At 71.8% G+C, this 20,734-nt stretch carries 15 protein-coding genes; 4 read left to right on the forward strand and 11 right to left on the reverse strand.

Annotation, left to right across the window (positions count from 1 at the left end; all coding sequences use genetic code 11):
* Positions 1–114: 114 nt before the first annotated feature.
* Positions 115–2,232, reverse strand: coding sequence for a type IIA DNA topoisomerase subunit B (locus ACIRB4_RS27710; protein ID WP_403294922.1), 2,118 nt, complete (start codon positions 2,230–2,232; stop codon positions 115–117).
* Positions 2,233–2,664: 432 nt separating this feature from the next.
* Here ACIRB4_RS27710 and ACIRB4_RS27715 point away from each other — a divergent pair, with 432 nt between their 5' ends.
* Positions 2,665–2,895, forward strand: a complete 231-nt coding sequence (locus ACIRB4_RS27715; protein ID WP_403294923.1) for a hypothetical protein — start codon at positions 2,665–2,667, stop codon at positions 2,893–2,895.
* Between the two features lie 201 nt (positions 2,896–3,096).
* Here ACIRB4_RS27715 and ACIRB4_RS27720 read toward each other — a convergent pair whose 3' ends face one another.
* The 7 genes from ACIRB4_RS27720 to ACIRB4_RS27750 all read right to left on the reverse strand — a co-directional run bounded on the left by ACIRB4_RS27720 (position 3,097) and on the right by ACIRB4_RS27750 (position 13,625).
* On the reverse strand, positions 3,097–3,918 hold the full coding sequence (locus tag ACIRB4_RS27720) for a serine protease (RefSeq protein ID WP_403294924.1): 822 nt from the start codon (positions 3,916–3,918) through the stop codon (positions 3,097–3,099).
* A gap of 174 nt (positions 3,919–4,092) precedes the next feature.
* Positions 4,093–5,640 (reverse strand): RNA polymerase sigma factor, encoded by a 1,548-nt coding sequence (locus ACIRB4_RS27725; RefSeq protein WP_403294925.1) that lies wholly within the window; start codon positions 5,638–5,640, stop codon positions 4,093–4,095.
* 374 nt (positions 5,641–6,014) lie between these two features.
* The gene (locus ACIRB4_RS27730; protein ID WP_403294926.1) at positions 6,015–6,902 is read right to left on the reverse strand and encodes a FadR/GntR family transcriptional regulator; all 888 of its coding nucleotides are present in this window, start codon (positions 6,900–6,902) and stop codon (positions 6,015–6,017) included.
* Between the two features lie 160 nt (positions 6,903–7,062).
* Positions 7,063–8,841 (reverse strand): ATP-binding cassette domain-containing protein, encoded by a 1,779-nt coding sequence (locus ACIRB4_RS27735; protein WP_403294927.1) that lies wholly within the window; start codon positions 8,839–8,841, stop codon positions 7,063–7,065.
* Between the two features lie 141 nt (positions 8,842–8,982).
* Positions 8,983–9,747, reverse strand: coding sequence for an NUDIX domain-containing protein (locus tag ACIRB4_RS27740; protein ID WP_403294928.1), 765 nt, complete (start codon positions 9,745–9,747; stop codon positions 8,983–8,985).
* Between the two features lie 109 nt (positions 9,748–9,856).
* Positions 9,857–12,025, reverse strand: a complete 2,169-nt coding sequence (locus tag ACIRB4_RS27745; RefSeq protein WP_403294929.1) for a glycogen debranching N-terminal domain-containing protein — start codon at positions 12,023–12,025, stop codon at positions 9,857–9,859.
* Positions 12,026–12,140: 115 nt separating this feature from the next.
* Positions 12,141–13,625 (reverse strand): DUF4192 domain-containing protein, encoded by a 1,485-nt coding sequence (locus ACIRB4_RS27750; protein ID WP_403294930.1) that lies wholly within the window; start codon positions 13,623–13,625, stop codon positions 12,141–12,143.
* 133 nt (positions 13,626–13,758) lie between these two features.
* Between ACIRB4_RS27750 and ACIRB4_RS27755 the strand changes: the two genes are divergently transcribed.
* Entirely contained in the window at positions 13,759–15,942 is a 2,184-nt protein-coding gene (locus tag ACIRB4_RS27755) for a RecQ family ATP-dependent DNA helicase (protein ID WP_403294931.1), read from the forward strand.
* Between the two features lie 214 nt (positions 15,943–16,156).
* Positions 16,157–16,786: a hypothetical protein gene (locus ACIRB4_RS27760; protein ID WP_403294932.1), complete on the forward strand. Its 630-nt coding sequence runs from the start codon at positions 16,157–16,159 to the stop codon at positions 16,784–16,786.
* Between the two features lie 80 nt (positions 16,787–16,866).
* On the opposite strand, the gene ACIRB4_RS27765 is transcribed toward ACIRB4_RS27760, so the two are convergent.
* From ACIRB4_RS27765 to ACIRB4_RS27775, 3 genes are all read right to left on the reverse strand, one after another.
* Complete coding sequence (locus ACIRB4_RS27765; RefSeq protein ID WP_403294933.1) at positions 16,867–17,499, reverse strand: hypothetical protein; 633 nt, start codon at positions 17,497–17,499, stop codon at positions 16,867–16,869.
* A 113-nt stretch (positions 17,500–17,612) separates the two neighbouring features.
* The gene (locus tag ACIRB4_RS27770; RefSeq protein WP_403294934.1) at positions 17,613–18,323 is read right to left on the reverse strand and encodes a ribonuclease HII; all 711 of its coding nucleotides are present in this window, start codon (positions 18,321–18,323) and stop codon (positions 17,613–17,615) included.
* Positions 18,324–18,406: 83 nt separating this feature from the next.
* On the reverse strand, positions 18,407–19,033 hold the full coding sequence (locus ACIRB4_RS27775; RefSeq protein ID WP_403294935.1) for a TetR/AcrR family transcriptional regulator: 627 nt from the start codon (positions 19,031–19,033) through the stop codon (positions 18,407–18,409).
* A gap of 132 nt (positions 19,034–19,165) precedes the next feature.
* Between ACIRB4_RS27775 and ACIRB4_RS27780 the strand changes: the two genes are divergently transcribed.
* The gene (locus ACIRB4_RS27780; protein WP_403294936.1) at positions 19,166–20,719 is read left to right on the forward strand and encodes an MFS transporter; all 1,554 of its coding nucleotides are present in this window, start codon (positions 19,166–19,168) and stop codon (positions 20,717–20,719) included.
* The last annotated feature ends 15 nt before the right edge of the window (positions 20,720–20,734 follow it).

Consider the following 20,734-nt stretch of genomic DNA (forward strand, 5'->3'; position numbering starts at 1 on the left):
ACTCTTCTCCTCCCCCACTTCACCCCATCAGGTGATGGAATCACCGGTCGGACTGCCGGAGCAGCCGCCCGGGCCGCCACCCTCGTGCGAGGAAGGCGGCCCGGGAGCGGCAGGTCAGGCGTCGATGCGCGAGCGGTCCAGGGTCGCCGCCGAGCTGGTGATGAACTCCTTGCGGGGAGCCACGTCGTTGCCCATGAGCAGGTCGAAGACCTGCTCGGAGGAGTCCAGGTCGCCGATGTTGATCCGGCGCAGGGTGCGGTGGCGGGGGTCCATCGTGGTCTCCGCCAGCTGGTCGGCGTCCATCTCGCCGAGGCCCTTGTAGCGCTGGATGGCGTCCTTGTAGCGGATGCCCTTGCGCTGGTACTCCAGCAGGGTCTCGCGCAGCTCGTTGTCCGAGTACGTGTAGACGTACTTGTCCTGGCCCTTCTTGGGCTGGACCAGTTCGATGCGGTGCAGCGGCGGCACGGCGGCGAAGACGCGTCCGGCCTCGACCATCGGCCGCATGTAGCGCTGGAAGAGCGTCAGCAGCAGGCACCGGATGTGCGCGCCGTCGACGTCGGCGTCGACGAGGAGCACGATCTTGCCGTAGCGGGCCGCGTCGATGTCGAAGGTGCGGCCCGAGCCGGCTCCTATGACCTGGATGATCGCGCCGCACTCGGCGTTCTTGAGCATGTCCGAGACGGAGGACTTCTGAACGTTGAGGATCTTGCCGCGGATCGGCAGCAGTGCCTGGAACTCGCTGTTGCGGGCGAGCTTGGCGGTGCCGAGCGCGGAGTCGCCCTCGACGATGAAGAGCTCGCTGCGCTCGACGTCGTCGCTGCGGCAGTCGGCGAGCTTGGCCGGCAGCGAGGAGGTCTCCAGCGCGGTCTTCCTGCGCTGCGCCTCCTTGTGCTGGCGGGCCGCGATACGGGTCCTGGCGGCCGCCACGGCCTTCTCCAGGACCGCCCGGGCCTGGGCCTTGGCGTCGCGCTTGGTGGACGTCAGGAAGGCCTTCAGCTCCTTCGCGACCACGTTGGCGACGATCCGGCGGGCTGCGGAGGTGCCGAGCACCTCCTTGGTCTGGCCCTCGAACTGCGGCTCCGCGAGGCGGACCGTGACGACGGCCGTGAGCCCCTCCAGGGCGTCGTCCTTGACGATGTCGTCCTCGGCGACGCGCAGCATCTTGGTGGAGCGCAGCACCTCGTTGACCGTCTTGGTGATGGCCTGCTCGAAGCCGGCGACGTGGGTGCCGCCCTTGGGAGTGGCGATGATGTTGACGAAGGACCTGACCGTGGTGTCGTAGCCGGTGCCCCAGCGCAGGGCCACGTCGACGCCCAGCTCTCGGGTGACCTCGGTGGGGGTCATGTGCCCGAGGTCGTCCAGGACCGGGACGGTCTCCTTGAAGGTGCCCTGGCCGCTCAGCCGCTGCACGTCGCAGACGGCCTTGTCCTGGGCGAGGAACTCGCAGAACTCGCTGATGCCGCCGTCGAAGCGGAAGGTCTCCTCGCTCTTGCCGATCCCCTCCAGGTCCCGCTCGTCGCGGACGACGATGGTCAGACCGGGTACGAGGAAGGCCGTCTGGCGGGCGCGCTGGTGGAGGTGGTCCAGGGAGAGCTTGGCGTCCTTGAGGAAGATCTGGCGGTCGGCCCAGTACCGCACCCGCGTGCCGGTGCGGGTCTTGGGCACACGCTTGCCCTTGAGCAGTCCGTTGGCCGGGTCGAAGGGGCTGTCGGGCCCCTGCTCGGTGAAGATCCCGGGGACGCCCCGGCGGAAGCTGATCGAGTGCGTGGCGCCGTTCCGGTCGACCTCGACGTCGAGCCGGGCCGACAGGGCGTTCACCACGGACGCGCCGACGCCGTGGAGACCGCCGGAGGCCGCGTACGAGCCACCGCCGAACTTTCCGCCGGCGTGGAGCTTGGTCATGACGACCTCGACACCGGACAGTCCGGTCTTGGGCTCGACGTCGACCGGGATGCCCCGGCCGTTGTCGCGCACCTCGACGGAGCCGTCGTCGTGGAGGACGACGTCGATGTGGTCGCAGTATCCGCCGAGGGCCTCGTCGACGGAGTTGTCGATGATCTCCCAGAGGCAGTGCATCAGGCCGCGGCTGTCGGTGGACCCGATGTACATACCGGGGCGCTTGCGAACCGCTTCGAGCCCTTCGAGTACGAGCAGGTGCCGCGCGGTGTAGTTGGAACCGTCACGGTCTGCGGTCAGCAGCGCACTGGACGGCACGGACGTTTCGGCGGTCACGCGGTTCGCTCCTCGCTGAATTTGAAAACTGGCCCGGTGGGGTAAGGCCCGGCTTCGGTCACCGGTCAGAGGGTACCGATGCCTGGTAGAGCGGTTGTCACGCCACCCTCCGGATTCCTCATGCTAGTCCAGAGTCGCATGGGTGTTCGATCCCTCGATGGGGTGACGTGAACATCACGTTCCCTTCCAGGCATGAACCATTTAGGCTCCGGGCACGTCCTCATGAACAACCGGCAAGCCAGCCGGGAGGACGAACCGACCCAAGCAACGCGAAATCCGTAGAGCGACGCAATACGGCTCATTCGCCGCCAACCGGCAGCAGACAGCCACCTTGGGAAAAAGTTTCAAGGAAAAGGCACGAGCGGGAACGTTTTCGGCCTGGTTGGATGTTGACCCTGGTACGACAGCTCGTCGAGCTAGAGAAGAGGCGACGTGACTACTGTTCTGACCCCCGCGAGCCCCCTGACGGCCGCTGACCGCTGCGACCGCTGTGGCGCCCAGGCGTACCTGCGTGTCGTCCTGGTCAGCGGCGGTGACTTGCTCTTCTGCGCGCACCACGGGCGTAAGTTCGAGCCGGAACTCAAGAAGATCGCCGCGGAAATACAGGATGAGACGGACCGGCTCACCGACGTGCCGGCCAAGGCAGTAGACGAGGACCACTGACACCTCGCATCCCCGACGAGCCAAGGGCCGGTCGCTGACCGGACGACGGGCGGCCACCCCCGCGAACAAGGGGGGTGGCCGCCCGTTCTCATCTGCCGCCGGCCTCAGGCTCGGGCCCCCGGGGCCGCAACGGGACGCTCGGCGCCCGTCGACCGTACGGGCACGCTCGGCGACCGTTCCCGTACGGATCGACACGGCCGCTCAGAAGCGGTTGGGCAGCACCGCCGAGACCCGGGTGTACACACCGGGGTAATCCGCCTGCGCGCAGCCGCTGCCCCACGACACCAGGCCGATGAGCCGCCCGTCGGCGACGAGCGGTCCACCGCTGTCGCCCTGGCAGGCATCCTTCCCGCCGCGCGGATCGCCCGCGCAGAGCATGAGATCCGCTCGGTAGGCGGCGCCGGACGCCCCGCGGGGATAGGCCCGCTCGCAGGCCTCGTCCGGCAGCACCTCGACGGGCGCCGAGCGCAGGGCGGAGGCATAGGTGCCGTTGCCGCTGACGTCGCCCCAGCCGTACACCTCCGCCGGTGTCCCCGGGGCCTCGGCCCTGTCGCCCGGGCGGGCCGTCGCGATCACGTACGACGCCGGCAGCGCGGTCGCCAGTGTCAGCACGGCGAGGTCACCGGCGTTGGTCGAGGGGTTGTAGCCGGGGTCGACCCAGGTCCGGGAGATCCGGATCTCCTGTCCGCCCCGGCCTCGCAGCGCGCTGCGGCCGGCGATCACCTTGAGGTCGCCGATCTCCTCCGGCTCGGCGCCCAGGAGGTCCCTGCCGACGCAGTGGGCCGCCGTGAGCACCTTCGTGGGACCCACCACGACTCCCCCGCAGAACTGTCCCGCGCGCGTACCCCCGAACCGGTCACGGCTGGAGAGCGCCACGACCCATGGCGCGTCCGCGATCCGTACGGGTTGCCCGCCGACGACGACGCTGTCGGCCGCCGCCGGCGTGGCGAGGGCGAGCGGCCCTGCCCCGGCCGGGAACAGGCCCAGGGCAGCGGCCGCTGCGAGGGCGATGGGGCGACGCATAGAGCCTCCTGACTCTCCGGTGATGTCCGTTCACCCAGAGTCGTGCACCCGTGCCGCCCTCGCACCCTCGAACGCGCCGAAGGGCCCGGCCCCTTCTCGGGAACCGGACCCTTCGTACGCTCGGCGGCACGCCGCCACGCCTCGCGCGTGCGAGGCGATGACGGCAGGCGCCGACTAGTCGAGGTAGTCGCGCAGGACCTGCGAACGCGACGGGTGGCGCAGCTTCGACATCGTCTTGGACTCGATCTGGCGGATCCGCTCACGCGTCACGCCGTAGACCTTGCCGATCTCGTCCAGCGTCTTCGGCTGGCCGTCGGTGAGACCGAAGCGCATGGAGACCACACCGGCCTCACGCTCGGAGAGCGTGTCGAGGACGGAGTGCAACTGCTCCTGGAGGAGCGTGAAGCTGACCGCGTCGGCCGGGACGACCGCCTCGGAGTCCTCGATCAGGTCGCCGAACTCGCTGTCGCCGTCCTCACCCAGCGGGGTGTGGAGGGAGATCGGCTCACGGCCGTACTTCTGGACCTCGATGACCTTCTCCGGGGTCATGTCGAGCTCCTTGGCCAGCTCCTCCGGGGTGGGCTCGCGGCCCAGGTCCTGGAGCATCTGGCGCTGCACACGCGCGAGCTTGTTGATGACCTCGACCATGTGCACCGGGATACGGATGGTGCGGGCCTGGTCGGCCATGGCGCGGGTGATCGCCTGCCGGATCCACCAGGTGGCGTACGTGGAGAACTTGTAGCCCTTGGTGTAGTCGAACTTCTCGACGGCGCGGATCAGGCCCAGGTTGCCTTCCTGGATCAGGTCCAGGAAGAGCATGCCGCGGCCGGTGTACCGCTTGGCCAGCGAGACCACCAGGCGGAGGTTGGCCTCCAGGAGGTGGTTCTTGGCGCGGCGGCCGTCCTCGGCGATGATCTCCAGCTCGCGCTTGAGCTTGGGCGCCAGCTTGTCGGAGTTGGCCAGCTTGTCCTCGGCGAACAGACCTGCCTCGATGCGCTTGGCGAGCTCGACCTCCTGCTCGGCGTTGAGCAGCGGGACCTTGCCGATCTGCTTGAGGTAGTCCTTGACCGGGTCGGCGGTGGCACCCGCGACGGCGACCTGCTGCGCCGGAGCGTCGTCCTCGTCCTCGTCGGACAGGACGAAGCCCTTGTTCTCGCCCTCGGCCTCTTCGTCCTCACCCTTGCCGGGTGCGACGTCCTCGAGGAGCTCCTCGCCCTCGATGACCTCGTCGGCGTCCTTCTTGGCGGTGGTCTTCTTGGCCGCCGTCTTCTTGGCGACGGTCTTCTTGGCCGCCGTCTTCTTCACGGCGGTCTTCTTCGCGGCCGCCTTCTTGGCCGGCGTTCCGGCCTCGTCGGCCGGGTCCGCGCTCTCTGCCGCCGGGGCCGCCGCGGCGGCCGTGGCGGGCTTCGTCACGGTCGTCTTGGCGGTGACGGTCTTGGTGGCGGTGCGCTTGGCCGGGCTCTTCGCTGCGACGCTCTTGCGGGCGCGCTTCGGCGACTCCGCTGCACTGACCATCAGCGTCACACCCTCTTCCTCGAGGATCTGGTTGAGGCTGCGCAGAACATTCTTCCACTGGGTTGGCGGAATCTGGTCAGCCTCGAAGGCCCGACGCACGTCATCGCCGGCGATCTGCCCATCAGCCTTTCCCCGCTCGATGAGCGCCATCACAGACTCGGACTCGGCGATCTCCGGCGGGAGCGTACGGGATGTGCTGGCCGACACGAACAACCTCTCGGAACGATGGAAACGGCTTCCGGCCCCGCCCATGATCGGGTCGGAGCCGACGACCGTCGACGGGGAATGTGCCGACGGCGCGGGCTGGACCGGGGAACTGCACAGCGCCTCACGCGGCGGCTGTATTCCTTCCTCGGCTGTCACCTCTTAGGTCATCGCACGGCTCCGAGGAGTGTTACGCCCAATCCGCGTGGCCCGAGTCACACCCCATGTGTGACGAATCGGCCAGAACGGTGGTTAGTAGCCCATTCGTGCCGCCGACACCGCCGCGGCCCCGGGGATCCGCCATGATCCCCGGGTTCCGCGCGGGGTCCGGCGACACGCGATGTGTACGGCTCCGCACTTCCGGCCACGTCCGCGCGTCAGTGCTCGCGCGGAGCCGGCACCACGCGCTCCATCTCGGGGTGGACGGTGAGCAGCTGCCGCATGGCCGTCTCGGCGCCGTGGGCGTCACCGGCGCCGACGGCGTCGACGATCCGGGCGTGGTGCGCGAGGCAGCTCTCACCGGGCCGGTCACAGGCGGTGACAGGTCCGCCGGAGACCTGGAGCGCCGCGCCGACGATGCCGGAGAGGTGCTCCAGCATGCGGTTGCCCGCGAGCTGGATGAGCAGGGAGTGGAACTCGGTGTCGGCCCGGGAGAAGGTGATCCCGTCGCCCTGGGCGTAGGCGTGGCTCATGATCTCGACCATGTCGGCGAGCCGCTGCTGCACGTCCTCCCGGCCGTGCCCGGCGGCGAGCCGGGCGGCCAGTGGCTCGATGGTCCAGCGCAGCTCGTTCAGCTCGCGGCGCTGGTCGTCACGCTGGGGGCCGAAGGCGCGCCACTCGATGATGTCGGGGTCCAGCAGGTTCCAGTCGCTGACCGGGCGGACCCTGGTGCCGACGTTGGGGCGGGCGCTGACCAGGCCCTTCGCCTCCAGCACGCGCAGCGACTCGCGCACGACGGTGCGGGAGACCTCGAAGCGCTGCCCGATCTCCTCCGGGACGAGTGGCCGGTCGGCGCCGAGGTCGCCGGAGACGATCATCTGTCCCAGCTGCTGGACGAGTTGGCCGTGCAGTCCGCGGCCGCGGCTGCCCGCGCTGCGGCGGCCGACCCGGCCGAGGTCCGTCTCCACCCCTTCCCAGGAGGGCGGGCCGACGCGATCGGCGACGGGCGCCTCCGCGTACGGGTAACGGTCGAGGTCGCCCGGGGCGCCGAGGCCGGAGTCGACGGAGCGGGCGGCGGTCATCATGGTGTGCGCAAGGGTACTCACGCATCCTTTGTCGGCGTGGCTCCGTGGACCCTTGAGGTCTTTGGTGAAAAGCACACGAAAGGGTGATCGTCACCCCCTACACAATTGACGATTAATCGGACATACCCCGGCATTTTTAAGGAAGTTATCGGTGAACCGCACGATGTCGGTCCACAACTGATCACCAACGCGCCTTTCGGCGAAACCCGGTGAACAGATAGGCGCAGAGCAGGCCGGTCAACGCAAGCGACAGCGCCACCCCCACGGGCTGGGCGAGCACCCGAACCATGCCCATCAGCCAGCGGTCGGCCTCGACCGGCCACTCCAGGCTGACCGATCGCCGGAGGCGGGCGGGGAGTCCGGCGATCGAGCGGCCCGACGGGCCGGCGAGCACCAGGTGCAGCACGGGGACGAGCGCGATCGGCACGGCGAGCACCGCGGCCACTCCGGCCGCGGCGACCCGGAACACCCCGGCCCCGAGCACCCCCGCCCAGGCGCAGCCGACGATCAGCCCCAGCCAACTGGCGCACAGGCTCGGCCAGTTCTCCGGCACGGGGATCAAGTCACCGCCGTAGACGAGGCGGACGGCCTCCAGATCGGCCACCACGACGGCGACGGCGAGGAACACGGCGACGGCGGCCGCGACGGTGAGCTTGGCGAGCAGCAGTCCGAGACGCCGCGGCACGGCGCCGCGGCCGGTGGTGAGGGCGGGGTAGCGGTACTCGTCCCCGAAGGAGAAGGCCCCGAGCAGCCCCGCCCCGAGCGCGGCCGGAGGCAGCGGTGACAGCCCCGGCCAGCCGGCGAGCACCGTGGCCACAGGGGTGCGGCCGCTGCGGGCGAGCAGCACCGAGATGAGGACGGAGGCGACGAGGGTCGCGGCCACGACGAGCGGAGTGCTCGGTACGCCGAGAAGGCGGCGGATCTCGTACCGCAGGGGGCGCAGCGGCGCGCGGGCCGGGCGACGGGGCGCCAGGGGCTCGGACTCCTGGCCGCTTCCGCCTCCGTCGACCTTCGCCCGGGCCTCCGCACCGGCCCGGGGGGCGGCGGGGCCGGTGGCGGGAGGAGCGGATGCGGAGGAGCCGACGCAGTCCGTGTCGCCCACCTCGTCGGCGAGTCGATGGATCAGCACACCGTGACGGAAGGCGGTCTCGCCGATCGCGGCGCAGTCGCTTCCGTAGACGGAGAGTCGGTTGCCGTTCTCGGTGACCACTTCGACGGAGCGGCGGGCGGCACGGGCCTCCTGCGTGACGGCGGCGGCGAGCCGTGCGGCGTGCGGGGTACGTACGGCCACACGGGGCCGGAGCCGGGTGCGGGCGAATTCCGTCGCGTCCTGATCGGCGACGAGGCGGCCGGACTTCACGGTGACGACCCGGTCGGCGTGGCGGGCCGCCTCCTTGGGATCCGCCGTCGTGAACAGAACGGTTCCGCCGGCCTCCGCGTGGGCGCGCAGCAGTTCGTGCAGCCAGGCACCCTCGCGCGCCGAGAGACCGGCCACGGGCTCGTCGAGCAGCAGGGTGTGCGGATCCCCCAACAGAGCACAGGCGAGCCCCAGTCGGCGGTCCATGCCCCGCGAGAGCGTGCCGACGCGCTGGTCCTGGAGGCCGGTGAGGCCGACGAGGTCGAACATCTCGTCCGCCCTGCCGCCCGGGACGCCGACGGCCGCGCAGACCATCCGGAGCTGACTGCGCAGGGTGCGCGAGGGATGTCCGGCGACGTCGCCGAGCAGGACACCGACCTCGCCGGGGGGATGGGCGATGCGGTGCAGGGGCCGGCCCCGGAAGTACGTCACGCCGCGACCGGGCTCGAGTTCGAGCATCAGCCGCAGGGCGGTGGTCTTTCCGGATCCGGCAGGGCCGAGCAGGGCGGTCACACCACCCGGCCTGGCGTCGAAGGTGAGATCGTCCACGGCGGGCGAAAGGTCGCGGCGGGGGCTGCTGGTGAGTCCGATGGCCTGGAGCATCGCTTCTCTCGCGGTAGGTGACACCGCTCCGCGGCAGGGCGGCTATCGAAGCAAGATAACGCTACATTTCAGACTTTCGGCGCAGGGTTGGGGCCTCGGGTCGCCCCGGGCCGCCCCCTGGGCGACGGAGGTCGGGCCGGTTCAGACCTCGGGGCGCAGCATGGGTGGATTGAGCAGCGTCGCCCCGCCTGCCCTGAACAGCTGCGCCGGGCGGCCGCCCTGACGGGTGGTCGTGCCACCGGCGGGGACCAGGAAGCCGGGGGTGCCGGTCACCTTCCGGTGGAAGTTGCGCGGGTCCAGAGCGACGCCCCACACCGCCTCGTACACCCTCCTGAGCTCGCCCACCGTGAACTCGGGCGGGCAGAAAGCGGTGGCCAGCGAGGAGTACTCGATCTTGGACCGAGCGCGCTCCACGCCGTCGGCCAGGATTCTGGCGTGGTCGAAGGCGAGCGGGCCGGACTGCTCGTCCTCGCGCTCGGCGTCCGGGCGGAGGAGTTCCTCCACGGGCGCCCAGCGGGCGCTGTTGGCGTCGCCACCAGCGCGCGGCGCCGGCAGATCCGGGGCGAGCGCCAGATGGGCGACGCTGACCACACGCATCCGCGGGTCTCGCTCGGGATCCCCATAGGTCGCCAGCTGTTCCAGATGGGCGCCGTTACCGGCCGCGGGCAGCGGAGCGGCGGGGTCGTGGGCGCAGAGCCCGGTCTCCTCGACCAGTTCGCGCGCCGCGGCCGCGGAGAGGTCCTCGTCGGCCCGGACGAAGCCGCCGGGCAGCGCCCACCGGCCCTGGAACGGCGGTTCTCCCCGTCGCACGACCAGGGCGCACAGGGCAGGGCCCCGGACCGTGAGCACGACCAGATCGACGGTGACGGCGAAGGGCGGAAAGGCCGACGGGTCGTAGGGAGACATGCCGCGATCATAGTCGTCTTCCTGACGATAAACACGCCCCTCGGCCGCATCGACGGTGACTTCTTCTCCCTCCCACGGGGCTTTCGGCGTGTTCCCGACCCGCATCCGTTCAGCCTCCGAGCTGGAGGCCCTCGGCGGCCTCCTCCACCATGCCGAGCCCGAGCCTGCTCACCCGTACCGCGAACGGTTCACCCGCGACGAGGAGCCCCGAAAGCCGGACGGCACCCAGCGGGGCCGTCCGTACCGGCTGCAGGGCGACCGTCCCGCCCGGTGCGTCCGGTCTGATCCCGACGAGAGTGGTCAGGACCAGCACCCCGGCCGCCGCCGCCACCGCGGCGGGCCGGCAGGCCGCCGGGTGCGGCACCGGGGCGCCCCCGGCCGTGCGCAGACCCCCGGCGTACATCTCGGGCAACCGGAAGCCGAACGCCTCGGCCGCGTCGAGAAGACCGCGGACCAGGGACGCCGCCTCCTTCTCGTATCCCGCCGCGGCGAGACCGGCGACGGCCACGGCCGTCTCGTGCACCCGTACGGCTCCGGCGCGGTGCCCGAAGGGGTTGTGGCCCGGTTCCTTGACGCCGAGGCCACGCAGGCCCCAGCCGGAGTCCAGCGCGGGTGTGCCGAGCAGCCTGGCCAGCTGTTCCGTCTCCGCCTTGTCCAGCAGGCCGGGGGCGTGGCGGCCGCCGCCCGCGAGGCCGGTGTCCAGGAGGTGCGCCGACCAGCCGCCCAGCTGGTTCCACAGCCGGCCGTCCGGCGCCCGTGCCACGGCGGGCCTGCCGCCCGAAAGGTCGTCCCACCAGAACTCCTCGTGGAAACGCCCGCGCAGGGTGTGCGCCCACCCTCGCCACATGTCGGCGCCGGGACGGCCGCACGACTCCAGGAGGTCGGCGCCGAGGACGGCCGCCCGGTGTGCGTGGGCCTGGGTCTCGGCCCGCCACGGCCCGGCGGGGCCCGGGTCCGGGACGAAGCCGCTCGGGTCCGCGGCGCCGCGCAGCCATCCCAGGCACCGTTCCGCGGTGGGGAGCAGCTCGGCGAGCTCCTGCTCCGGCATGCCCCAGCGTCTGGCCTCGGCGAGGAGGACGGGGAAGGCGAGGGTGGCCTCGATGCCGGTACAGCGGGGCGGCAGGTGCGGACCGGCGTCCCGGAGGGGCCCGGGGATCTTTCCGGCTTCGGGCCCCTGCCCGCCGCGTTGGGTGCGGGCGAGGGCGCGCAGGGTGGAGACGGCCAGTCGGGTGCCGAGCGGCAGCGCCATGCGCGCGGCCCAGAGGGCCTCGACGCTGACGGGTCCGCAGCGCCAGGGCACTCCGGCCGCGAGGTGGACGTCGGCGGGCTGGGCGGGATCGCGCTGCAGCAGCGCTCTGAGGTCGTCGACGGCGGTGCGCAGCAGCTCGCCCACGCGCGGGTCGTCCCCTTCCGCCCGCGCGTCGGCGAAGACCTGCCCGCCCGGCCGCGCGACGGCCGGTGCGGGGCTGCCCGCCGGGCCCGCGGCCGTCCTTGGGGCTTCCGGCCGTCCGGCGGCCGCCCCTGCCCCTGGCCATCCGGAGCGTCCGGTGCCCTGTATCCGGGCTCCAGGCCCCGGGCCTGGGGCGCCCGCGAGCCGGGCTGGCCGGTCGCCGCGCACGCGGAGCTCGATCGTGCGGGCGTCGCCGGCCGCCAACTCGATGTCCCAGCGGAGGACACCGGCCGCGGCCAGCGCGTCCATCGGGGGCGGGTCGGCCGTGACGGCGGCGTAGCGCCCGTCGTCCGCCGTCCAGCGCAATCCTGTGCCGTGAACGCTCGCGGCGAGCTCGGGTCCGCAGCGCCCGGCCGCCACCGCTCCCAGATCCGCGAGATCCGTCCCCAGAGCGATCTCCACCGGGAGTCGAAGCGGTCGTCCGGCGGAGCTGCGCAGGGTGATCCGCTCGGTGCCGTCCGCGCCGCGCGAACGCTCGACGGTGACACCGGGGTCAGGCCCCGTGTCACCGGGGGTGCGCAGGACACCGAGGAATCCGGCCCGGTCGGCGGCGGCCAACCTGCCCTGGAGGGGGACGGGTTCGCGGCCCGCCACCCGAAGGACGCAGCGGGAGAGGAGCCGTCGACCGGCCAGATAGACCCCGTCGAGGCCGTGGCCGGTGAGCTGGCCGTGCTGGGAGCAGACGGCGAGGGCGGGCAGGGCGACGCAGATGAGCGCGTCGTGCACGGCCGGCAGCTCTCCCGGTCGTGGGGTACCCGGGTGCGCGGGGCCGGCGGCGGACGTGAGTCCGGGCGGGCGTCCGGTGGCCGGGGCGGGGCTGGGGGCCATGGGTCGTGTGCTGTGCTCTCTGTGCGATCCGGACAGCCGGTGGAACGTCGGCGGTACGGGCCGTACGGCTCCGCCACAGAGCTGAACGCCGCTGCGGGCGAGGTGGTCACGGGCGTCACCGCCGGCTCCTCGTCCCGCGCCGCCCACCGCGCGGGGCGGCGCCGCTCCGGGCCTGCCGGGTCCGCACCGGGCCGGGGCGGGCGCTCGCGGCCGGTGGTCCCTTCCTGGCGGCCCGCGGTCGGGCGCCGCCGGGGCGGCGCACTCGGGGGCGCGGCCTGCCGTTCACCGGGACGGACGGCGGGGGCTCGGCCTCGGCGCGGCGTTCGGCGCGCAGGCAGCGGCGCAGCGACTCGGGATCGAGTCCCTCGTTGCACGCCTGGTGCAGCAGCCGGGCGAAGAGGTATTCGGGATCGGCCTCCAGCGCCAGGCCCAGAGCGACACGGGCGGACGGCTCGTCCCCGGTGGACCAGGCCGTCCAGCCCGCGAGGGTGAGCGGGGCGGCCGCGTGCTCGCCGTAGGGCGCGACGCAGCGCCGGGCCAGAGCGCGCCACAGGCGCAGGGCGGCGGCGCCTTCCCGGCCCTCCATCCATGCGGCGGCCTGGTCCCTGGTTTCCCGGTCCTGGAGGCCGATGATCAGTGTGGCGGCTTCGCGCGGGGTGAGCAGGGCGTCGTCGGCGGCGTCGAGCTCCGCCGTACCCCCCGCCCACGGCCGGCTCATGGGCTTCGGTTCGGGCCGGCCGTCGTCCGCCCCTGCCTGGGAGGAGGTGGAGGTCGCGTCCGCCGCTTCGGGCCCGGCCGGTGCGCCGAACCGGCGCAGGAGCCGGCGGGCCAGTTCGAGCGTGGTCTTCCTGATCTCCTTCCTGCCTCGGCCCGAGCGGTCTTCGAGGAGCTTGGGCGTGATCTCCGCGGCCGCCGCGTTCAGGGCCTTGCGCTGCTCCTCGTCGCCCCGCGGCTCGGTGCCGGAAGGCGTGTCGCCGTGCGACCGGCCGTCGCCGCGAAGGGCGTCACCAGGCGCTTCACGCGGCTTGAGCCGTGCCTGCATGTCCCGCAGGGTTCCCCTCACCTGGATTCCGGCGTAGGCGGCGGCCGCCGCCATCACCGACGTACCGGTCAGGGCGAGCGGTGTTCCGTCGGGCGGACAGCATCGGGTGTCGGGGCAGCAGTAGGAGAAGTACAGGCCGTCGGAGATGCAGAGGGCTTCGCAGACCGGAATGTCGAGCTCACCGCAGGCGGTACGCAGCCGATGGGCGAAGGGGCTGAGCCGCTCGCTGACCTGGCGGGCCGTCTCTCCCGGCGCCGGATCCTGGCAGAGGAAGACGACGATGCCGTCCGGGCGGTCGCCGTTGCGGGTACATCCGTCGACCAGGCACTCCGCGAGGTGCTCGGCCGTCGAGGACCACTCGGCCGGTGAGCTCGGGATGCCGAGCCTGACCCGGCCGCCGAACCGTCCGCGCTCGCCGTGGAGCCCGACGAGGACGACCGAGTCGGTGGGGTGGAAGCCGAGCATGAACGGGAGGGCGTCGGCAAGCTCGGCGGGGCTGCGCAGGGTGATCTGCTGCGCTCCGGAGGGGCCGTCGGATGCGTGTGGGTTCGTGTTCATGGTCACGACGGTCCCGCGCCGACCGCCGACCGCGAAACCCCTGTGGATAACTCACGGGGCGGTCCCCTCCGAGTTGTCCACAGGTCTCGCGGCTCGTTCGCGGTTTGTCGTACCCATCGGGTTGCATGGGGGCATGACCAACGCAGACCGCCTCGAAGACCGCGCGGCCCTCCGAGCCACCGCCGACGCCGTACTCGCCCGTCTTGTCGGCGATCCGACGGGTACGGCCAGACTGCGGGAGGACCAGTGGCGTGCCATCGAGGCGCTCGTCGCCGAGAAGCGGCGGGCGCTGGTCGTGCAGCGGACCGGCTGGGGCAAGTCGGCGGTGTACTTCGTCGCGACCTCGCTGCTGCGCTCCCTCGGCGGCGGCCCGACCGTGATCGTCTCCCCGCTGCTCGCTCTGATGCGCAACCAGGTCGACGCGGCGGCCCGCGCCGGTATCCGCGCCCGCACGATCAACTCGTCGAACGCCGAGGAGTGGGAGACGGTTCAGCGGGAGGTGGCCGCGGGCGAGGTGGACGTGCTGCTCGTCAGCCCCGAGCGGCTCAACAATCCGGACTTCCGCGACGAGGTGCTCCCCCGGCTCGCCGCCGCCACGGGCCTGCTCGTGGTCGACGAGGCGCACTGCATCTCCGACTGGGGGCACGACTTCCGCCCCGACTACCGCCGTCTGCGCACGATGCTGGCCGATCTGCCCGCCGGGGTCCCGGTGCTCGCCACCACGGCGACGGCGAACGCACGAGTGACGGCGGACGTGGCCGAGCAGCTCGGGACGGGTGCGGGGACGGACGCGCTGGTGCTGCGGGGTCCGCTGGACCGGGAGAGCCTCAGCCTCGGCGTGGTCCGGCTGCCCGACGCGGCCCACCGGCTGGCGTGGCTGGCCGATCACCTCGGCGAGCTTCCCGGCTCCGGGATCGTCTACACCCTCACGGTCGCGGCCGCCGAGGAGGTCACGGCCTATCTCCGCCAGTGCGGCCACACGGTCTCCTCGTACACGGGTCGTACGGAGAACGCCGACCGTCAGCAGGCGGAGGAGGACCTCCAGGCCAACCGGGTCAAGGCGCTGGTGGCGACCTCCGCGCTGGGTATGGGCTTCGACAAGCCGGACCTCGGTTTCGTGGTGCACCTCGGATCGCCGTCCTCCCCCATCGCGTACTACCAGCAGGTGGGTCGCGCGGGGCGCGGCGTGGAGCACGCGGAGGTGCTGCTGTTGCCGGGGAAGGAGGACGAGGCGATCTGGCAGTACTTCGCCTCGGTCGCCTTCCCGCCCGAGGAGCAGGTGCGTCGCACGCTCGACGTGCTGGCGGGGGCGGACCGCCCGCTGTCGCTGCCCGCGCTGGAGCCGTTGGTGGAGCTGCGGCGGACCCGTCTGGAGACGATGCTCAAGGTGTTGGACGTGGACGGTGCCGTGCGGCGGGTGAAGGGCGGCTGGACCAGCACCGGCCGGCCGTGGGTCTACGACGCCGAGCGGTACGCGTGGGTGGCCCGTCAGCGGTCGGCCGAGCAGCAGGCGATGCGCGAGTACGCGGCGACGACGAGCTGCCGGATGGAGTTTCTGCGGCGTCAGCTGGACGACGAGGAGGCGGCTCCGTGCGGCCGCTGCGACAACTGCTCGGGACCCCGGTTCGATCCGAAGGTGACCGAGGCCGCGCTGGACGCCGCCAAGGGCGAGCTGGGTCGGCCGGGGGTGGACGTCGAGCCGCGCAAGATGTGGCCGACGGGGCTCCCGGCGGTCGGCGTGGACCTGAAGGGCCGCATTCCCGCGGGTGAGCAGGCGTTCCCCGGACGGGCGCTGGGCCGGCTCTCGGACATCGGGTGGGGGAACCGGCTGCGTCCGATGCTCTCGGAGCATGCGCCGGACGGCCCGGTCCCGGACGATGTCGTACAGGCCGTGGTGCGGGTGCTCGCCGACTGGGCCAAGGGACCGGGCGGTTGGGCGTCTGGAGCGTCCGACGCGCCGGCCCGGCCGGTCGGTGTGGTCACGGTCGCCTCGCGGAGCAGGCCGCACCTCGTGAGCTCGCTCGGGGAGCGGATCTCGGAGATCGGCCGGATGCCGCTGCTCGGTTCGGTCGCGTACGCGCCGGAGGCGGAGGATCTGCGGATCTCGCGAACGAACAGCGCTCAGCGGGTCGTCGGGCTCCATCAGGCGCTCATGGTTCCGCCGGAGCTGGCCGAGCGGCTGGCCTCGACGGCCGGGCCGGTCCTGCTGGTTGACGACCTCTCGGACAGCGGCTGGACGCTGGCGGTGGCGGCGCGGCTGCTGCGACGGGCGGGGGCGGAGGGGGTGTTCCCGCTGGTACTCGCCGTCCAGGGGTGAAACGGGGAGTGAACAGCGGATGACTGGGCAGGGATATGAGTGTCATACCGGCTCATTCCAGTCAGCGCTCTCAATTGCTCGTTGCCGCCCGCGCACGGGCCCGCAAGAATTGGAATCCGCCCCGCACAGCCCCTACGCGGTCCGGAAGGACTGTGCTGTGCCGCGCCCTCACTCGCCCCTGCCGCCCAACGGGCGCGTATCCGAAGGGAGGACCGTGACCTTCGGATTCGCTCCGTCCGCAGCCACCTCGATCAGCTCGTCGTCCGAGTCCCCGAGCCGCCTCGCTCGGATGCTCGAACCCGCCGAGTGGGCGGCGGCCGGAATTCCGCTCCTCCGTAATCCGCGTGAGGTGGTCAGCGGACTGCACGCCCGGCACCGGCCGACGCCGTCGACCGCGGTGGTGGCCGTCCTCGACCACGAGGAACGGCTCGCCGCCAGCGCGTCGTTCACGCGCCGCGCCGTCCCGGCGGACGGCTGGGAGTTCCGTAACGCGCTCCTCGCGCATCTGCGCCGGGTCGTTCCGCACGACCTCCGGCGCAGGTCTCCCGTGCGGACCGCCGTCCTGCTCTACTGCCGGGACGGTGACGAGCGCTGGACGGAGGAGGACGGCGCCTGGATGTGGGGGCTGCGGGACGCCTGCACGCTCCACGGTCTGCGCTGCGGTGCGTACATCACCCTGACCCGGGGCGGCTGGCAGGTGCTGGGTGAGGGCAGGGGCGGCCGGCAGCCCGGTTCCGAGTCCCGTCCGACGGCGCTCGAAGACGTCGGGTCCGAGCTGGAGACGCTCCGGCCGCGTACGGCGAGTGGAGCCGCCGAACCACTGCGGCGGACGGCCGCCCGCTGAGCCACGCGCGCCCTCCGGCGTGCCACGGCCCGGCCACCCCGCAGGGCGGCCGGGTCAGGTCCGTGGACGCGTGTTCCGGCTCAGACTCCGGTGCCGAGCGCGGCGTTGACCCGACGTGGGTCGCCGCAGACGATGAGCAGCGCTGTCGCGCGCCCCATCGCCAGGGGCAGGGAGCGTGCGGTGGCGTCGTCCGCGCCACCGTTGACCGCCACGACCACGACGGGCCGGGACGCGGCCCGCTCCACGACGGCGGCGTCCGCGAAGAAGACATCGTCGCGGGCGTCCTGCTGCGCCCAGTAGGCGGCGTCGCCGAAGGACAGCTCGTGTGCCGCCCAGGGGTGCTGCTCGCCGGTGGTGAGGACGAGGATGTCGCCCGGTGCGCGGCCGGTCTCCAGGAGAAGATCGACCGCTTCCTCGGCGGCGTCGAGAGCGCCGTCGGCCTGGGCCGGAATCACCTGGATCTGCGGGCCGGGCCGCTGCGCGGAACGATTCTCCGGGCGGGGCGACGGGGAGGGGGCGGCAACGGGTTGCGGGCGCTGCACCGGCGGGCCGGGCCTGGCCGGTCCGGGGCCGGGACGGCCGGGACGCGGTGAGGCCGCGGTGCGCGGGCCGGGTACGGGACGGGGGGTCGGCGCGGGGTGTCCGGCGGCCGTGGTGGCGCGGGGACCCTGGGCACTCTCGTGAATCTGAGGCTCCTCGGGGATGAGAGGCATGAGTGGATGTCTATCAAACGCCGGTGCGCGAGTCATCGGCGGGTGGGCACAGATGTGCGCCCCGGCTGCTGAGGCGGCTCTCGGGAGAGTCGTGGGGTTCAGGAGCCGGAAGTTCAGAAGTCGAAGCCGAGTTGGCCCCCGCTTTCGAGTGCGGCCGCCTCGGCGGAGATACGGAATTTCTTGAGGTGCTGCCACCGGGGCATGGCGTCGAGGTACGCCCAGGACAGACGGTGGTACGGCGTGGGGCCGCGCTCTTCGAGGGCCGCCTTGTGGACGGGCGAGGGGTAGCCCGCGTTGGCACCGAAGCCGTAGGCGGAGCACTCCTCCGCGCCCGCCTCCAGTTCGGCCATCATCGCGTCGCGCCGGACCTTGGCGATGACCGAGGCTGCGGCCACGGCGATACAGGACTGGTCGCCCTTGATCACCGTACGGACCTTCCAGGGGCTGCCCAGATAGTCGTGCTTGCCGTCGAGGATCACCGCGTCCGGACGCACGGGCAGCGCGTCCAGGGCGCGGACGGCGGCGAGCCGGAGCGCGGCGGTCATGCCGAGGTCGTCTATCTCCTCCGGGGAGGCGTGCCCGAGCGCGTAGGCGGTGACCCACTTCTCCAGCTCCGCCGCCAGGGCGGTGCGGCGCTTGGGGGTGATCAACTTGGAGTCGGTGAGCCCCTCGGGGGGCCGGCGCAGCCCGGTGACGGCCGCGCACACCGTGACGGGACCGGCCCACGCCCCTCGTCCGACCTCGTCGACACCGGCAATGATCTTGGCGCCGGTGGTGGCTCGGAGCGATCGCTCGACGCTGTGGGTGGGTGGTTCGTACGGCATGGCGCCAGACAGGTTACGCCGATCCATGCCGCCCGCGATACCCGGATTCCCGTCGGATGTCCGAACCGGCCACCGCGCGCCGCTCAGCCGCGCCCGGGGCGCAGCAGCGGGACCATGATCTGATCGATCATGGCGGCGATCTCGGAGTCCGTCCATTCGCTGGCGCACATCTTCGAGCGGTACATCATCAACGCCGGGACGACATCGAAGAGCAGCTCACCGGTGGCGTCCGGACGGACATCCCCCCGCCCGATCCCCCGCTGCACCACCTCCCGGAAGAGGCGGGTCGACGGTTCGATCACCCCGGTCACGATCAGCCCGTGGAGCCGTTCGGCGATCTCACCGTCGCATTCGTGAATCACCGACCGCAGGGCGGAGCCGGGCTTGGAGTACATCGCCGCCCGCACCCGTCGGCACAGTTCGTACAGGTCCTCGCGGACACTTCCGAGGTCCGGCGCCTCGCCGAGGGTCGGCAGACCGGCCTGAAGGGCGTCGGCGACCAGATCCTCCTTCGACGGCCAGCGCCGGTACACGGCGGCCTTGCCGGTCTGCGCACCGAACGCGACACCCTCCATCGTCAGACCGTTCCAGCCGACCGTGCTCAGCTGTTCGAGCGCGGCTTCCAGAATGGCCCGTTCCAGTACGGGACCGCGGCGCCGCAACGACGCTCGCTGCGACCGAGCGGTGGCCGCGGAGCGCGAAGTAACCATCAGGGACTCTCCCTTGGGGGGTGTCGGAGCGTTCGGCAGCGGTCGATGAACGGTTGCGTTCACTGACGGGGACTCACTACCGTTGAAAACAGTGAACGGCATCGTTCACTAATCTTCCGTGGGGGATCCATAGTGACAACATCTCCAGTGGACACACCGACCAAGCCGGGTGCGGCCCGGCGCCAAGGGCGACCGGGAATCGCCCTCGCCGTCATCGCCGCCTGTCAGTTGATGGTCGTGCTGGACGCCACCATCGTGAACATCGCGCTGCCGCACATCCAGGACGCGCTCTCCTTCTCCACCACCGATCTGTCGTGGGTCCTCAGCGCCTACACGCTCACCTTCGGCGGACTGCTGCTGCTCGGCGGCAGGGCGGGCGACATCCTGGGTCGCCGACGGGTCTTTCTGGCCGGAATCCTGCTCTTCACCTTCGCCTCACTGCTCGGCGGGTTCGCTCAGGAGCCCTGGCATCTGCTCGCCGCCCGCGCTCTGCAGGGCGTCGGCGGGGCGATAGCCTCGCCCACCTCGCTCGCGCTGATCACGACGACCTTCCCCGAAGGCCCCGAGCGGAACCGGGCGTTCGGCGTTTTCGCCGCCGTCTCGGCCGGCGGCGGCGCGATCGGGCTGCTGGCCGGCGGCATGCTCACCGAGTGGCTCGACTGGCGCTGGGTGCTGTTCGTCAACGTGCCGATCGGTCTGCTGATCGCCTTCCTGACCCCTCGGTACATCAACGAGTCCGAGCGTCACCCCGGCCGATTCGACGTCGCGGGCGCTCTCTCGTCGACACTCGGCATGGCCTCGCTGGTGTACGGGTTCATCCGCGCGTCCGAGGAAGGGTGGCGGGACCCTGTCACCATCGGTTCGTTCGTGGCGGCGGTGATCCTGCTGGTGGCGTTCGCTGTCGTCGAGTCGCGGGCCCGGGAGCCCATCACGCCGCTCAGGATGTTCGCCGACCGCAACCGTTCGGGCACGTACGTCATCATGCTCAGCCTGGCCGCCGCCATGTTCGGCATGTTCTTCTTCATCGTTCTGTTCGTACAGAACGTCCTGGGCTACAGCCCGATCCGGTCCGGCCTCGCCTTCCTGCCGGTGACGGTCGCGATCGTCACGGGTGCGGGGCTCTCGCAGCGGCTGCTGCCGGTCCTCGGTCCGAAGCCGTTCATGGTGGCGGGCTCGGCGATCACCGGTGTCGGCCTGCTCTGGCAGACCTTCATCACGCCGGACAGCTCGTACGTCGGCGGGGTTCTGGGCCCGATGGTGCTGTTCGGGTTCGGCATGGGTCTGAACTTCGTGACGCTCACGCTGACCGCCGTCTCCGGTGTGGCGCAGCACGAGGCCGGCGCGGCCTCCGGGCTGCTGAACGCCACGCAGCAGGTGGGCGGTTCGCTGGGTCTGTCCATTCTGGTGACGGTGTTCGGTACGGCGAGCCGCGACGAGGCGGAGAAGCAGGTCCCCTCCTTCCTCGCCACCGCGACCCGGGCCCAGAAGGCGGAGTTCGCGGCCTCGAAGGAGCTCCCGGCCCCCTGGGGCCACGAGGTGCTCACGTCCGGCATCTCGACGGCCTTCACGGCCGCCGTCGGCATGGTGCTGCTCGCCCTGATCACGGCCGTGGCGGTGATCAGGGTACGCAAGAGCGATCTGGAGGCACTCAGCGGCAAGGCGGAGGCGGCGGGCCCGGCGGCCTAGGGAGAGTCGTACGGG

This window comes from Streptomyces sp. NPDC093600, from assembly GCF_044764755.1.
Lineage (GTDB): Bacteria > Actinomycetota > Actinomycetes > Streptomycetales > Streptomycetaceae > Streptomyces.

What these genes read in the sequence shown, in the direction of transcription:
- ACIRB4_RS27720 (WP_403294924.1), bottom strand. Translation starts at nt 3,918, where the DNA reads ATGCGTCGCCCCATCGCCCTCGCAGCGGCCGCTGCCCTGGGCCTGTTC.
- ACIRB4_RS27735 (WP_403294927.1), bottom strand. Translation starts at nt 8,841, where the DNA reads ATGCTCCAGGCCATCGGACTCACCAGCAGCCCCCGCCGCGACCTTTCG.
- ACIRB4_RS27740 (WP_403294928.1), bottom strand. Translation starts at nt 9,747, where the DNA reads ATGTCTCCCTACGACCCGTCGGCCTTTCCGCCCTTCGCCGTCACCGTC.
- ACIRB4_RS27745 (WP_403294929.1), bottom strand. Translation starts at nt 12,025, where the DNA reads ATGGCCCCCAGCCCCGCCCCGGCCACCGGACGCCCGCCCGGACTCACG.
- ACIRB4_RS27750 (WP_403294930.1), bottom strand. Translation starts at nt 13,625, where the DNA reads ATGAACACGAACCCACACGCATCCGACGGCCCCTCCGGAGCGCAGCAG.
- ACIRB4_RS27755 (WP_403294931.1), top strand. Translation starts at nt 13,759, where the DNA reads ATGACCAACGCAGACCGCCTCGAAGACCGCGCGGCCCTCCGAGCCACC.
- ACIRB4_RS27765 (WP_403294933.1), bottom strand. Translation starts at nt 17,499, where the DNA reads ATGCCTCTCATCCCCGAGGAGCCTCAGATTCACGAGAGTGCCCAGGGT.
- ACIRB4_RS27770 (WP_403294934.1), bottom strand. Translation starts at nt 18,323, where the DNA reads ATGCCGTACGAACCACCCACCCACAGCGTCGAGCGATCGCTCCGAGCC.
- ACIRB4_RS27775 (WP_403294935.1), bottom strand. Translation starts at nt 19,033, where the DNA reads ATGGTTACTTCGCGCTCCGCGGCCACCGCTCGGTCGCAGCGAGCGTCG.